The following is a 12511-nucleotide window of genomic DNA, read 5'->3' as shown; positions in this document are numbered from 1 at the left end:
ATTACCTTGCCCGATCCGATTTTCTACCGCGAAGGCCGATCGGAAGTATTGGTGCTCGATCCGCCGGTATTCGAGCCGGTGGTGCTCGAATTGTCGTCCATGACGATCTGGGTCACCAGCTTGTTGTCGGGGTCGATCAACAGGATCCGGTCCGGCAGCTTGACGAAGAGGAGATTCTTCGTCTCCGGAACCTGATCGGTGACGTTGTTTGGCATCGCCTGCGGCGACATGGAATCCGGAACATGCGTGCCGACCTGCGCTTGCTCGCCGGACGGTGTAGGTTGTGAAGGCGATGTTGCGAGCCCTTGGCTGACGGTCTGTTGCTGATTTGCCGTTAACTCGGGTTGCGCGGAGCCGGTCCGCTGGGCGGCGGCGAAGCCGTTTGTACCAAGGATCGCAACGACGATGGCGCCTCCGCGAATGAGTTGATTCATGTTTGCCTCCTGATGGATTGAGGATTCAGACCAATTGCGCTGCCGGGGCGACACATCGCGCCAACCGCGTGGCTATCCGGCCTTGATAGACATTGCAGGCCCCGACGGCGTTGACCTCCGTCAAGATGGCGCAGATTTAGATCGGCTGGTCCGTGAACATGCGGAGGTCGGGGGCGGGCGACGATGTTGCGGCGTCATCGAGCCGAATTCCACCCCGACGAATCCACCTTGGACCCTCCCGGCAATCGCCGCTCCACCGGCAGGTATTCCACGCCGCCGCCGCCCTGCATGCGAACCGGTTGCGGATACAGCTTCAGTAATTGAAGAACGTCATCCGGCATGTCGGTGCTGATCGACAGGCCGAGCGATTTTCCGACCGAGGCCCAGATCGGATAGTCGTGCGTCCATGTACCCGAGGTGAGTTTGTCCGCGAGGGCGCTAGCCTTTTCCGCGGACAGGCGGCGGGTCAGGAGTTCGGTTGCGGCCTCCTTGACTTGCGCAATTGCCTTGCGTCCGACATCGGCCATGATCAGCGTCCGATCGTCGATTTTCGCCATCGGTTTCTCGGCGATCACTTTGATGAGCGAAGCCGCCGGTGACTCACCGAGCTGCGGGTCGATCGGACCCAGCACGGAATGCTCGCACATCACGATTTCGTCAGCGGCGAGCGCGATCAGCGTACCGCCTGACATGGCGTAGTGGGGCACAAAGACCGTGACCTTGCCCTTATGCTCACGGACAGCCTTCGCGATTTGCAGCGCGGCCAAGACGAGACCGCCCGGCGTGTGGAGAACGAGGTCGAGCGGCACATCGGCGTCGGTCATCTGGATCGCACGCAAAACGTCTTCGGAATCATTGATGTCGATGTAGCGGGCAATCGGAAAGCCGAGAAACCGCATGGTCTCCTGCCGATGCACCAACAGGATCACCCGCGATTTTCGTTCGCGCTCGAGCTGCGAAATCTTGCGGATACGCATGGCCTCGAGCATCTGCTGCCGCAGCATCGGCTGGACCGCGGAGAATATGAAGAAGAGCCAGACAATATCACCGATCGACATGGGATCCTCCTATGGCTTGACACTCACACCCGCTCATATCCGCCCATTGGTATCGAAGCCGAGCATACCCTCGTCCGGGTAATAGACGCGGTAGCGCTGCCTGGACCGGACCAGGAGAGGGCCAAGCGTGAACCCCGCCAGGAATCCTCCAACATGGGCCCACCACGCGACGTCTCCGCTGGAGGATGGCAGCAGCAGTCCCATCGTCGACTGGAACAGCTGAATCAGGAACCAGAGACCGATGAAGACAAACGCGTAGACTTCGACGAATAGCGGAATGAACAGGATAAGGACGATCACGATGATCCGCGCCAGCGGAAACAGGCGCATGAAGCATCCGAGAATGCCTGCGATTGCGCCGGACGCGCCCAATGCGGGTACGATCGAGACCGGGTTGAACAGGACGTGAGCCAACGAAGCCGCGAGGCCGCAGGCGAGATAGAACGCCAGATAGCGGCCATGGCCCAGCCGATCCTCGATGCTCGGGCCGAACAGCCACAGCGTCCACATATTCAGGATGAGATGGAGCCAGCCTCCATGCAGAAACATCATCGTGAAAAAGGGGAGGAAATCGCTGGCAGCCAGATCGGTCTCCCCGGACGTAAGGAAATCGGAATAGAGCGCGGGGATGAGCGCAAATTGGCGCACGAACAGCACGAGTTCGGAGGGGCTGAGGCTGTCCTGGAATACGAACACGAGGCAATTGGCGGCGATCAGCATCCAGGTGATCACTGGCGGGTAGCGGGATGGGACAGCATTCCTGATCGGAATCATCTGCGTCTCTTCGGACCGGGCGATCATATTGCGGCTGCGAGGCCCGCGCGCAGTCGCCAGGACGATGAACTGGTCAATTCGCGCATGGGCGCCGTGCCGAAACAATGATGGCCGTCAAGGCGGCGACAACAATTGTTCTCCGCGCGGGTCCGATAAGTTTTCGCAAGTCAAGGTGATCGCTGCCGCGGCGCGTCATCCTGCGAGACTGAGCCTGCCCGGGAGTTCACATGACCAGTGCGCTGAACGTCGTCTGCCCGCATTGCGACTCCGTCAACCGCTTGCCGCGCGAGCGATTGCGTGATCATGCCAAGTGCGGGTCGTGCCATCGCCCGCTTTACGAGGGGCGGCCGGCGACGCTCGACAATGCCTCTCGCTTCTATAAGCATGCGAGGCACAGCGACGTCCCGCTGCTCGTTGACTTCTGGGCCGCCTGGTGTGGTCCCTGCCAGGCGATGGCGCCGGTCTTCGAACAGGCAGCAGCGGAACTCGAGCCCGAGGTGCGGCTGATCAAGGTGGACAGCGATGCGGTGCCGGAACTGCTGCAGTGCTACGGCATCCAGAGCATACCGACCTTAATGCTGATGCATCACGGTAGGGAGACCGCCCGCCAGTCCGGCGCCGTATCATTGCCCCAGTTACTGGCGTGGGCCCGTGAGCATGTCGACGGCGTCAAGGTGTGACGGGCGTTAGATGATGCCGTCGGATCAACTGCCCAACAATTTGGCCAGCCACCCCTTGGTAAAACTCTCGCACTTCCTTCTCCCGTCGGGGAGATGAACGATGAGCTTCGTCTGCAGTTCTCGCGCGGTCGCATGCGCAGCCAGCTCGGCTTCCTCTCTGGTTGGATAGTGACCGATCTCGTGCCCATTGTCATTACGCACGACCCAGTCGTCGAAATTATCGTCGGGAACAACGTGAATAGCGGTGGCCGCCATCGGTCGGACTCCACGCGGATGCGTAATGATAGTCGGAGGAATCACGATGATGCCGTGACGAGGATCAATTTTGAGCCCGCCGAGAAAACCGAGAGAATCTGACGGGTATCAATGGGAGTCCGTGCCATGCGCGGCAAGATCATGCCAAGGAGTTGGCCATGACCGCTGCTGTGCAATCGAACAAACCGCCCGCTACCCGCGTCATGAGCGCGGCGAAATTCGAACGATTATCCGGATCTCCGCCGGCGTCGATGTCGTATTTTCGATCTGTCGATGTAGCGCTGCGGTCCAAACATCGCGGCGTCTGTCGTCGTGTCAGGAGATAGCGATGATCTGGGATGTGATGGTCTGGCTGGACGGCGGCGCTTCCGACGAAATTCGGCTCGCGGCCGTTGCCGACATGGCCCGGCGGCTCGAGAGCCGGGTGGTTGTCGGATTGTATCTCAACGTCTTGCCCTTGCCCGGACCGATCGAGGGTGATGTCACCGCCAATATCGTCAAGTGGGCGCGCGAGGAGGGTGACGAGATGGAGGCGGCGCTGGCCAAGCGGCTGCAAATGCTTGATCGGGTGGTCGAGATCCGGCGGTTCGATGCACTCGCCGACGACGTCGCCAATATTGCCGCCCGTGAGGCGCGCTCGGCCGACACGTTTGTGGCGCTCCGTCCGAACGGCGCGACGGATCCCGAACGACTCGTCGAAGGCGTACTGTTCGGATCGGGCCGGAACGTTTTTCTCGTTCCCGAGGCGGAGCGACCGAAGATCGCGTTCGACCGCATCCTTGTCGCCTGGAATGGCAGCCGGGAAGCGGCCCGGGCGCTCGCCGAAGCGATGCCGTTTCTGCACAAGGCGAAACAGGTTTGGGTCGTGGTCGCGATCGGCGAACGACCAACCGAGGAAGAGGCCGTGATGGGCATCGACGCCGTCAATCATCTCAGGCATCATGGCATTGATGCCGGTCTTCATCGCATCAAGAGCCGCCCCAGCGAGGTCGGGGCCAAATTGATGGCAGAGGCCGATCGACGAAAGGCCGATCTGATCGTCATGGGCGGATACAGCCATCATCGCCTGCGCGAGCGGCTGCTGGGCGGGGTGACCTACAGCCTGATGCATGAAGCGCCTGTACCGCTGCTGATGGCGCACTAGAGACACGCATCGCCCACATCCCCGATAAAGCGAGGCCTGAGATGTCGACGATCGATAGCCGCCGCGAGCAGATGTTCCCAACGCTTGCGCCGCGGGAAATCGATCGCATTCGCCGATCCGGCGGCCCTCGACCGCCCGAGAAAGATCCATGGGCTATGGAGTTCGCCAGGACCAATATGGCGGGCGGAGGCGCGTTCAAGCTGGAGAAATGGGCGAAACCAAACGCCGCTCTGTTTTCCTTTGCGATAGCCCAGATGCGCTTCCGCATCGAGGCGACGCAATGCACGCCAGGCCCCAGCCTGGAGCGCGCATTAGCCGTCGTGACCTGAGCCGTGGGCGTTCCCTTACGAGACGTTGCCGCCGCATGGCTTGTCCGTAGATCAACTGCGCTATCGTCGCGTGCTGGATGAGGAGAGCCTGAAGTCGATGCGAGAGGCGTTAGCCTTGGGCGACATCGCAGCGGTCGAGGAGGATGTGGCTGACGCGCTAGCCGCCTTCGGAATCAACCTCGCCCCGGGCAGTCCGTCATACCCGGCGCTAGGCATCGCCGTCCTACGCGCATGTGTGCGTGCCCTGCAGGCCCTTGAGCAGCGCAATGCGGGTGAGCCAGTCGAGACACCCAAGTTCGCAGCGGGCTTGACCGGAGCGCTTGAGGCTGGGGGGACCCTTCAGGTTGCGTTCGAAGGCTGGGAGAAGGCGCGTGAGCGGCCAACAGGTACGATTTCTGAATACTGGCGCGCTGTGACTCTGTTCATCGAGCTACACGGTGATCCAGAGATGGGTGACTATGACGACGATCTACGGTCATTTTCCGGAACGGCCAAGTTTCGGCAGCCATCGATTAATATCCATCCCCGCGAGTGAGCCCCGCGCCAGCAACGATCGGGGTGGAACGGGAGATCAGGCTCTGACGATCGCTCAAGCAAATAATGGACCTCCGACATCATCGCTACCTCGTTGCGATTGCAACGGATCGCTAACTTCAAATGCGCGGAATTGACGGGCGTCAAGGAAACATTTTCAGGACATCCGCATTCATTGGTCGGCTGGCAGTTATAGCTGGATCTTGATGATGAAGCGCCGCGACTTTTTGGCGGGGACTGCGATCCTGGTGCTCAGCACCATGAACAGCCGGGCCGCAGTCATTTCCGGCGGCCTGCCGTGGACGCCGAATGCGGGCAGTCCTCCGGTCCCGGTGAGGCCAGGCCCGTGGCACTACTTCACCTCAGATGAAGGCCACGCCGTCGAGGCGCTCGCCGATCGCATCATTCCGCCCGATCCACAAACCCCCGGCGGCAAGGATTCTGGCTGCGGCGTATTTATCGATCGCCAGCTGGCCGGCCCCTACGGCCGGTCCGACGGCCTCTACACCAGACCACCCTTCATGCCGGGAACGAAGCAGCAAGGCGCGCAATCTGCGAAAGGCCCGGCAGCGAGCTATCGCGACGCTCTCGCCGCGCTCGATAAATACTGTCAGTCGAAACATCAGGGAAAGCGCTTCCCCGAGCTGTCCGATCAGGAAAAGGACGACCTTCTCAAGGGCCTTGAGGATGTAAAGGTCAAGCTCGAAGGCGTCGACGGCAAAGTCTTCTTCGCGCAAGTCATCAAGGATGTGCAGCAAGGATTCTTTGCTGACCCGCTGTATGGCGGCAACCGCGACATGGTCGCGTGGAAGATGATCGGTTACCCCGGCGCGCGTTACAATTATCTCGATTGGGTCGATCGCCACAACGAGCGCTTTCCGCTGCCGCCCGTGAGCATCATGGGCCGCACGGACTGGTCACCGAAAACTTAGAGCGAGGAGCGATGTCGCGGAAGCTTCCAAAAAAGGACGTCGTTATCGTCGGGCTTGGGTGGACAGGGTCCATCATGGCCAACGAGCTGACCGACGAGGGCCTCGATGTGATCGCAATCGAGCGCGGTCCCTGGCGCGACACTCCGACCGAATTCCCGCCAAACTATGCCCAAGACGAGTTGCGCTATCGCATCCGCCACGAGCTTTTCCTGCGCCCGGAGCAAACGACTTTCACATTCCGCAACAAGATGGATCAAACCGCGCTGCCGATCCGCGACTGGGGCTCATTCATGCCGCCGAACGGCGTCGGCGGCGGCGGCGTGCACTGGAATGCGGAAACCTTTCGCTTCCTGCCATCGGATTTCTTGCTGAAAACCCATTTGACCGAGCGTTACGGCGCTTCGTTCCTGCCCCAGGATATGACGATCCAGGACTGGGGCGTGACCTATGACGATCTCGAGCAGCATTACGACGCTTTCGAGTATCTTACCGGCACCTGCGGCACGGCGGGCAATCTACGCGGCCAGATTCAGGAAGGCGGTAATCCGTTTGAGGGACCGCGCTCACGGCCCTACCCCAACCCTGCGCAAAAACAGCCCTTCAGCCACACACTGTTTGCAAAGGCCGCGCGCGACCTCGGCTACAAGCCTTTTCCCCAGCCGTCCGGCAATATGTCGCAGGCCTATACAAATCCGCTGGGGCTTCATTTGGGCCCATGCACCTATTGCGGATTTTGCGAGTGGTTCGGTTGCGGCAATTATTCCAAATCCAGTCCGCAGACGACCATCTTGCCATTCCTGATCCGCAAATCGAATTTTTCGCTGCGCGACACTTCGGAAGTGATACGCATCGACCTCGACCGTTCGGGCAAGCATGCCACCGGCGTCACCTTCGTCGATACCGGCGGCGTCGAATGGGAGCAGCCCGCCGACCTCGTCATCCTGTCGGCCTACGCCATCTTTAACGTGCACCTTTTGCTGCACTCGAAGATAGGTAGCCCCTATGACCCCGCCGCCAACACTGGCGTGGTCGGCCGAAATTTCACGCATCAGACGATATCGAGCGTCAACGGCTTCTTCGACAACAAGAAATTCAACTTCAATCCGTTCATTTCGTCGGGTTCGATCGGCATGTGCATCGACGAATTCAACGGCGACAATTTCGATCACGGCCCGCACGGCTTCGTCGGTGGCGGCTACATGGGCCAGGTGCAGACCAACGGCCGGCCGATTCAGTCAACGCTTGTGCCGCCCGGCACGCCAAAATGGGGTGCGGCCTGGAAGAGCGCGGTGCGCGACAACTATCTCAGCACCGTCAAACCGGGAACCGGCGTCCACGGAAGCTTCTACAGCTATCGCGATGTCTATCTTGATCTCGATCCCACCTACAAGGATCGCTTCGGCCGCCCGCTGGTGCGGCTGACCATCGATTTCCACGACAATGAGCTGAAGCAGAATGTCTTCCTAACCGACAAGTTCGCCGAGATCATCCGGGAGATGGGCGCGCATACGGTCGACAAGCAGTATCGCAAGGGACCGTACGATTCGACCGATTACCAGACCACGCACCTCAATGGCGGCGCGATCATGGGCGCCGATCCCTCTACCAGCGCGATCAATCGCTACCTGCAAAACTGGGACGTACCGAACCTGTTTGTGATGGGCGCCAGCGCATTCCCGCAAAACCCCGGCTACAACCCGACCGGCACGGTGGCAGCGTTGGCGTATTGGTCGGCTGCGGCAATCCGCAAACAGTATCTGAAGAATCCGGGGCCGCTGATCCATGCATAGAGCGCGGACACCCTCAATTCTGATTTGTACGGTGGCCGTCTGGCTGTCCGGGCTCGGATTCAGCGGCGCTGCGAATCCGGACGCCCAGGCGTTCGATCAGATCGAAAAGGGTCATTACCTGGCGACGGTCGCAGACTGCTACGCGTGTCATACCGTGCCGAACGTCGGCAAGCCCTTTGCCGGCGGTCGTGCGATCGAAACGCCGTTCGGCGTTATCACCTCGTCCAATATCACGCCCGACGCCGACACCGGTATCGGCGCATGGACCGACGAGCAGTTCGAAAACGCGGTCCGCAAAGGGCTGCATCCGGATGGCAGCCGGCTGTACCCTGCGATGCCGTTTCCTGCGTACACCAAGATGTCGCGTGACGACGTGCTTGCGATCCGGGCTTACCTGGCAACGGTCGAGCCCGTACATCAGCCGGTCAATTCCAACACGCTGCCGTTTCCATTCAATATTCGGGCGGCGATGCGGGCCTGGGACGCGCTGTATTTCACCGAGGGAGAATTCCAGCCCGACAGCCACCAGTCCCCGACCTGGAATCGCGGCGCTTATCTGGTGCAAGGCCCCGGCCATTGCACGAGCTGCCATACCCCGAAATCCCTGCTCGGAGGCGACAAGACCAGCGATAACCTTCGCGGCTTCAACCTGCAGGGCTGGTTTGCACCTGATATCACCGGAGACACCAATCAGGGACTGGGCCGGTGGAGCGAGGCCGATATCACAGGCTATCTCAAGACCGGCCACAACCGGTTGACCGCTGCCATCGGACCGATGACTGAAGAAATCCTCAATTCCACATCCCAATATAGCGACAGCGATCTCAATGCGATCGCGATCTATCTGAAGTCACTGCCGGGGAGGCAGGATGCGACGACGGCGCAAGCAGCATCACCCGTCATGACCGCAGGCCAGGCCATCTATCGCGATCAATGCTCCGCCTGTCATGGTATCGACGGACGCGGGGTGGCGATGCTGTTTCCATCGCTGGCGCAATCTTCGCTTGTCCATGCCAGCGACCCAACGACAGCCATTCGACTTGTCCTGCGCGGCGGACGTAGCGTGGCCACCACAGCCGAACCGACCGCGCCGGGCATGCCGTCGTTCGGCTGGCAATTGAATGACGACCAGGTCGCCGCCGTCCTGACCTACGTTCGAAATGCCTGGCAAACGGCGGCCGCGCCGGTTTCCGCTGAAACCGTGGGAAAGGCCCGCGACCAACTTCGCACCCGATCCGATTAGAGGGACGGGTCAACTTCGCGCTCTGCATCCGCCCTAGACCGCGGATCGCGGTGGATTCGCAACCGGGGGCGTCAGGACGAGCGGCGGCCGCCGCGGCTTCGCCGGCCGCGCCACACCGGGCGCGGGGCGCACCTCGATCTTCGGCGGCAGCGGCGCCGCCTGCTGGCTCACCACAGGCGTTCGCCTTCGGTATAGGGCTTCTGAAGCATTCGTGCTTCGCCGAAATCCTTTAGTTCCTCGCGATTGACGTAGCCGGTGACGACGATGACCGGCAAGCCCGGATATGTGGCGTGGATCGCTTTCGCGAGCTCAACGCCTGTCATTTCATCGCATTGCTTCGCGCCAAAGCCCCGAAGCTCAACCGTCGGGCCGAGCGGTGCACCACGATGCGAGCAAAGGATGTCCTTATCGAGACCGCATAAGGCGTCTGGCTGACGCGTGAGGCGACATCGCTGCCGGCCACCTCGCTCCAGCCGGACAACTTGGCAAGCACTGATTTGCGGGCTTCGTCGGTCAATTTCGCTTTCATGACGCCCGCTTGGGCCTGCGGTTTGTCAATGCGGCAGCAGGACAGCCGCTTCATCCTAACGCCGCGGCCCTCGAAAAAGCAGGACTTCCTCCTTAAGTCTGCCTCGAAGCCCGACCATTGCGAGGCAAGCCATGTCTTGGTCCCTGAAGATCGGTTCCATCGCCGGAACAGCCGTTCGGATCCACATCACGTTCATCCTCTTCCTCGCCTGGATTTTCGGCGCGAGCTACGTCTGGGGCGGGCCCAACGCGGCGTGGAGAGCAGCCATCTATTCGTGGTGCTTCTGTTCCTCTGCGTGCTGGCGTATGAATTCGGCCACATCCTGACGGCGCGCGCATTCGGCGTTCTGACACCCGATGTCATCCTGCTTCCGATCGGTGGCGTTGCGCGGCTGGAGCGCATTCCGGAAAAACCGCTGGAGGAATTCCTCATCGCGATCGCGGGCCCGCTGGTCAATGTCGTGATCGCGTTCGGTCTAACGCCACCGCGCCACATCTCGACTCTACCAAAAGCGAGACTTTGGCCGCAGTGCACCCGACTAGGGACATGTCGTTACACCGCTATAACTGACGCTTTGTGCAATTTGCTGGCACAAGGTGCGCGCGTTAACGGTGGGGCCAAGCATCCGCAAATCGCTGATGAGCACCGGGCCACCTCGTCGAGGCGGGGCAAGTCATCACCTCATCGTAACTACGACTTTCCCTTTGGCGTGTCCGCTTTCGACGTAGGCTAGAGCCTCGGGAATTTTCGTAAACGGACATGTTTTGTCGATGATGACCTTCAGTTGTCCCTGTTCGATGAGTTCGGCAAGCCCAGCGAGCTCAGTACCGCTTGCATGCATGAAAAGATATCGATAGCTGACCCCTACGCGTCGAGCTCGCGATCTGATACCGTAGCTGATGATCCAGAACACGACGGCAAGGGCGCGGCGGCCTCCGAGGTCCTTGATCGCCGTTTGCGGCTCCGGAACACCGGCTATTGAAACGATCTTGGTTCCCGGCTTCATGATTTCGAACATTTGCTCCAGGGTTTTGCCGCCGATCAGGTCAAACCCCGCATCAAATCTGCCTTCCGCTTTGGAGATATCCTGAGTCGCATAATCGATCACCCCATCACAGCCGAGCGAGCGCACCAACGCTTCACCTCGCTTCGAAGCCGTTGTTGTTACATGTGCACCCAACCATTTGGCGATCTGAATCGCAAAGGTGCCGACCCCTCCGGCACCGCCTGAAATGAACACTTTCTGTCCTGGTTTGACACCGAGCTCGTCCCTTAATGCCTGCAGAGCGGTCAGCCCCGCCAGCGGTACGGCCGCGGCAGTCGTGAAATCCAGATTCCGGGGCATAAGCGCAGCGTGATCCTCGTCGACGCATGCTTGGTCCGCGAATGCGCCACCACGATCCTTTGCGACCCGGGCAAACACACGGTCACCCACGCGCCACCGTTTGACGTCGCTGCCCAAGGCAATAACTTCGCCCGCGAGTTCGTTGCCGAGCACGAACGGAAGCTTTGGCCGTAGGATTGCGCGAAGCTTCCCTTGTCGGAACTTGTAGTCTACCGGGTTCAGACCGGCAGCGTGTACTTCAACAAGAATATCGCGCGGCCTCGGCGTAGGTGCCGGGACATCCATCAACTGCGAGCCTTCAGGGCCGCCGTAATGCTTGAGAACGTATGCGCGCATGGGTCTTCACGCTCAGGGTTCGAGGGTATCACCACTCCCCTTCTGGGTTGAATAGCCCCAACCCTAACGTCACTCGGGCCTAAATCGTTCGCTTCTCTTGTGCCGGTCTGTGGGAATGACAATTGGCGCTGCAAGCCGGCACCACCACCATACGTCGGCTCAGGGTCAAAAGCCACGTTTGAGGAAGGTCCGGTTTGGCGCGAGGCGGACAGACCATCGAACTCCGTCTGAGAAATCGCAACTCGGACAAGAAGACCACGAAGGCGTTCCAGCTCCGAATGGCCGCTGGTGCCGCTGGCGGGGCGCTCGGAGCTGCTCTGTACGGAGGCAGCGCGGACGACATAATCGGCGCGCTTTTGCGGGCGCTGCGTCCGCGGAAGCCAATGCTTATTTTGGTGCGGTTGGTACGCAGACGACGACCGCATCCGGGGTCGGTTCGATTGCCACCCATGGTGCGATTGCCGGAACTCGTCAGGCTGCGGAAGGCGGTAATTTCTGGACCGGATTCGAAGCCGGCCTCATTGCCACAGCAGTCAGCACATATGGCCCCCAGGAAATGGGCTATACAGGTAATGTTGTGAAGTCCAGTTTGATTGGCGGTACTACTTCAGCGATTAATGGAGAGAAGTTTGCAAATGGAGCGATCCTCGGTGCCTTTAGCGCCGATTTTAGGACCTGGGTCGAGGGTAGATCCTCATTAGTAGGAAAGATGGGCCCTCCCGAATACGGTGTTGGGTCTGGCCGTTGGGCTAGTTGAAAACGGTGCGGGCCTGATCGAGGGGACTCATCCCGAATGGTCGTTTGGCAATAATTCTCTTCAGTTGTTGAACGCACCGTGGGGCTCCGCCGGAGCGATATCCCTTCGCGCCTCCACCGTAGAAGGTAGTTGGATCGTCGACGTTCAACGGTGTGCCGATGCGCAGCCGGACGAGCAAATCGGGGTTTGCGATAAATTTGCGGCCGAACGCGATGAGGTCGCCCAAGCCTTCGCGAAGCCAGTGCGCTGCGCTCTCGGCGTCGAAGCTGTTAATCGGCGCGGGGTCCCGACGCCGATCGGCACGCTAAACTATTGATGCATCTAGCGGTGGAGGGGTCACTCTTGCACGCTTATTCACACGTTGACGGCGT

At 60.4% G+C, this 12511-nt stretch carries 15 protein-coding genes and 1 pseudogene; 9 read left to right on the top strand and 7 right to left on the bottom strand.

What is annotated here, in order from left to right:
- Positions 1-23: 23 nt before the first annotated feature.
- From BLR13_RS03225 to BLR13_RS03215, 3 genes are all read right to left on the bottom strand, one after another.
- Positions 24-434: a hypothetical protein gene (locus BLR13_RS03225; protein ID WP_074827688.1), complete on the bottom strand. Its 411-nt coding sequence runs from the start codon at positions 432-434 to the stop codon at positions 24-26.
- 194 nt (positions 435-628) lie between these two features.
- Entirely contained in the window at positions 629-1492 is an 864-nt protein-coding gene (locus BLR13_RS03220) for an SDH family Clp fold serine proteinase (RefSeq protein ID WP_074827690.1), read from the bottom strand.
- A gap of 33 nt (positions 1493-1525) precedes the next feature.
- Positions 1526-2266, bottom strand: a complete 741-nt coding sequence (locus tag BLR13_RS03215; RefSeq protein WP_074831989.1) for a rhomboid family intramembrane serine protease — start codon at positions 2264-2266, stop codon at positions 1526-1528.
- Positions 2267-2493: 227 nt separating this feature from the next.
- On the opposite strand from BLR13_RS03215, the gene trxC reads away from it, so the two are divergent.
- Positions 2494-2946 (top strand): thioredoxin TrxC, encoded by a 453-nt coding sequence (gene trxC, locus BLR13_RS03210; protein ID WP_074827692.1) that lies wholly within the window; start codon positions 2494-2496, stop codon positions 2944-2946.
- A 24-nt stretch (positions 2947-2970) separates the two neighbouring features.
- Here trxC and BLR13_RS03205 read toward each other — a convergent pair whose 3' ends face one another.
- Entirely contained in the window at positions 2971-3201 is a 231-nt protein-coding gene (locus BLR13_RS03205) for a DUF2188 domain-containing protein (RefSeq protein WP_074827694.1), read from the bottom strand.
- Positions 3202-3529: 328 nt separating this feature from the next.
- On the opposite strand from BLR13_RS03205, the gene BLR13_RS03200 reads away from it, so the two are divergent.
- From BLR13_RS03200 to BLR13_RS03180, 6 genes are all read left to right on the top strand, one after another.
- A complete protein-coding gene (locus BLR13_RS03200) occupies positions 3530-4345 on the top strand; it encodes a universal stress protein (RefSeq protein WP_074827696.1) in 816 nt (271 codons plus the stop codon).
- A gap of 41 nt (positions 4346-4386) precedes the next feature.
- Entirely contained in the window at positions 4387-4674 is a 288-nt protein-coding gene (locus tag BLR13_RS39900; protein WP_074827697.1) for a hypothetical protein, read from the top strand.
- Between the two features lie 40 nt (positions 4675-4714).
- Positions 4715-5209 carry a hypothetical protein gene (locus tag BLR13_RS03195; RefSeq protein WP_143039798.1) on the top strand — a complete coding sequence of 165 codons (495 nt, stop codon included), beginning with the start codon at positions 4715-4717 and terminating at the stop codon, positions 5207-5209.
- Positions 5210-5417: 208 nt separating this feature from the next.
- The gene (locus tag BLR13_RS03190; RefSeq protein WP_074831991.1) at positions 5418-6140 is read left to right on the top strand and encodes a gluconate 2-dehydrogenase subunit 3 family protein; all 723 of its coding nucleotides are present in this window, start codon (positions 5418-5420) and stop codon (positions 6138-6140) included.
- Positions 6141-6151: 11 nt separating this feature from the next.
- Entirely contained in the window at positions 6152-7930 is a 1779-nt protein-coding gene (locus BLR13_RS03185; protein WP_074827701.1) for a GMC family oxidoreductase, read from the top strand.
- Between the two features lie 31 nt (positions 7931-7961).
- Positions 7962-9173, top strand: a complete 1212-nt coding sequence (locus BLR13_RS03180; protein WP_244525072.1) for a c-type cytochrome — start codon at positions 7962-7964, stop codon at positions 9171-9173.
- A gap of 167 nt (positions 9174-9340) precedes the next feature.
- On the opposite strand, the gene BLR13_RS39895 is transcribed toward BLR13_RS03180, so the two are convergent.
- Both BLR13_RS39895 and BLR13_RS03175 read right to left on the bottom strand, forming a co-directional pair.
- On the bottom strand, positions 9341-9496 hold the full coding sequence (locus BLR13_RS39895; protein ID WP_143039799.1) for a response regulator: 156 nt from the start codon (positions 9494-9496) through the stop codon (positions 9341-9343).
- The gene (locus BLR13_RS03175; RefSeq protein WP_074827705.1) at positions 9493-9756 is read right to left on the bottom strand and encodes a hypothetical protein; all 264 of its coding nucleotides are present in this window, start codon (positions 9754-9756) and stop codon (positions 9493-9495) included. The genes BLR13_RS39895 and BLR13_RS03175 overlap by 4 nt, the downstream gene beginning before the upstream one ends.
- Before the next feature lie 77 nt (positions 9757-9833).
- Here BLR13_RS03175 and BLR13_RS41545 point away from each other — a divergent pair.
- Positions 9834-10171 (top strand): annotated as a pseudogene (locus tag BLR13_RS41545) (site-2 protease family protein); the annotation flags it as partial.
- A gap of 207 nt (positions 10172-10378) precedes the next feature.
- On the opposite strand, the gene BLR13_RS03165 reads toward BLR13_RS41545, so the two are convergent.
- Entirely contained in the window at positions 10379-11383 is a 1005-nt protein-coding gene (locus BLR13_RS03165) for an NADP-dependent oxidoreductase (RefSeq protein WP_074827708.1), read from the bottom strand.
- 731 nt (positions 11384-12114) lie between these two features.
- On the opposite strand from BLR13_RS03165, the gene BLR13_RS42535 reads away from it, so the two are divergent.
- Entirely contained in the window at positions 12115-12456 is a 342-nt protein-coding gene (locus BLR13_RS42535) for a hypothetical protein (protein WP_079586833.1), read from the top strand.
- Positions 12457-12511: the final 55 nt, after the last annotated feature.

Source organism: Bradyrhizobium ottawaense (genome assembly GCF_900099825.1).
Classification (GTDB): Bacteria; Pseudomonadota; Alphaproteobacteria; order Rhizobiales; family Xanthobacteraceae; genus Bradyrhizobium; species Bradyrhizobium ottawaense_A.
Note: the sequence above shows the minus strand (reverse complement) of the source record. Positions and strands in the feature narration are given on the sequence as shown.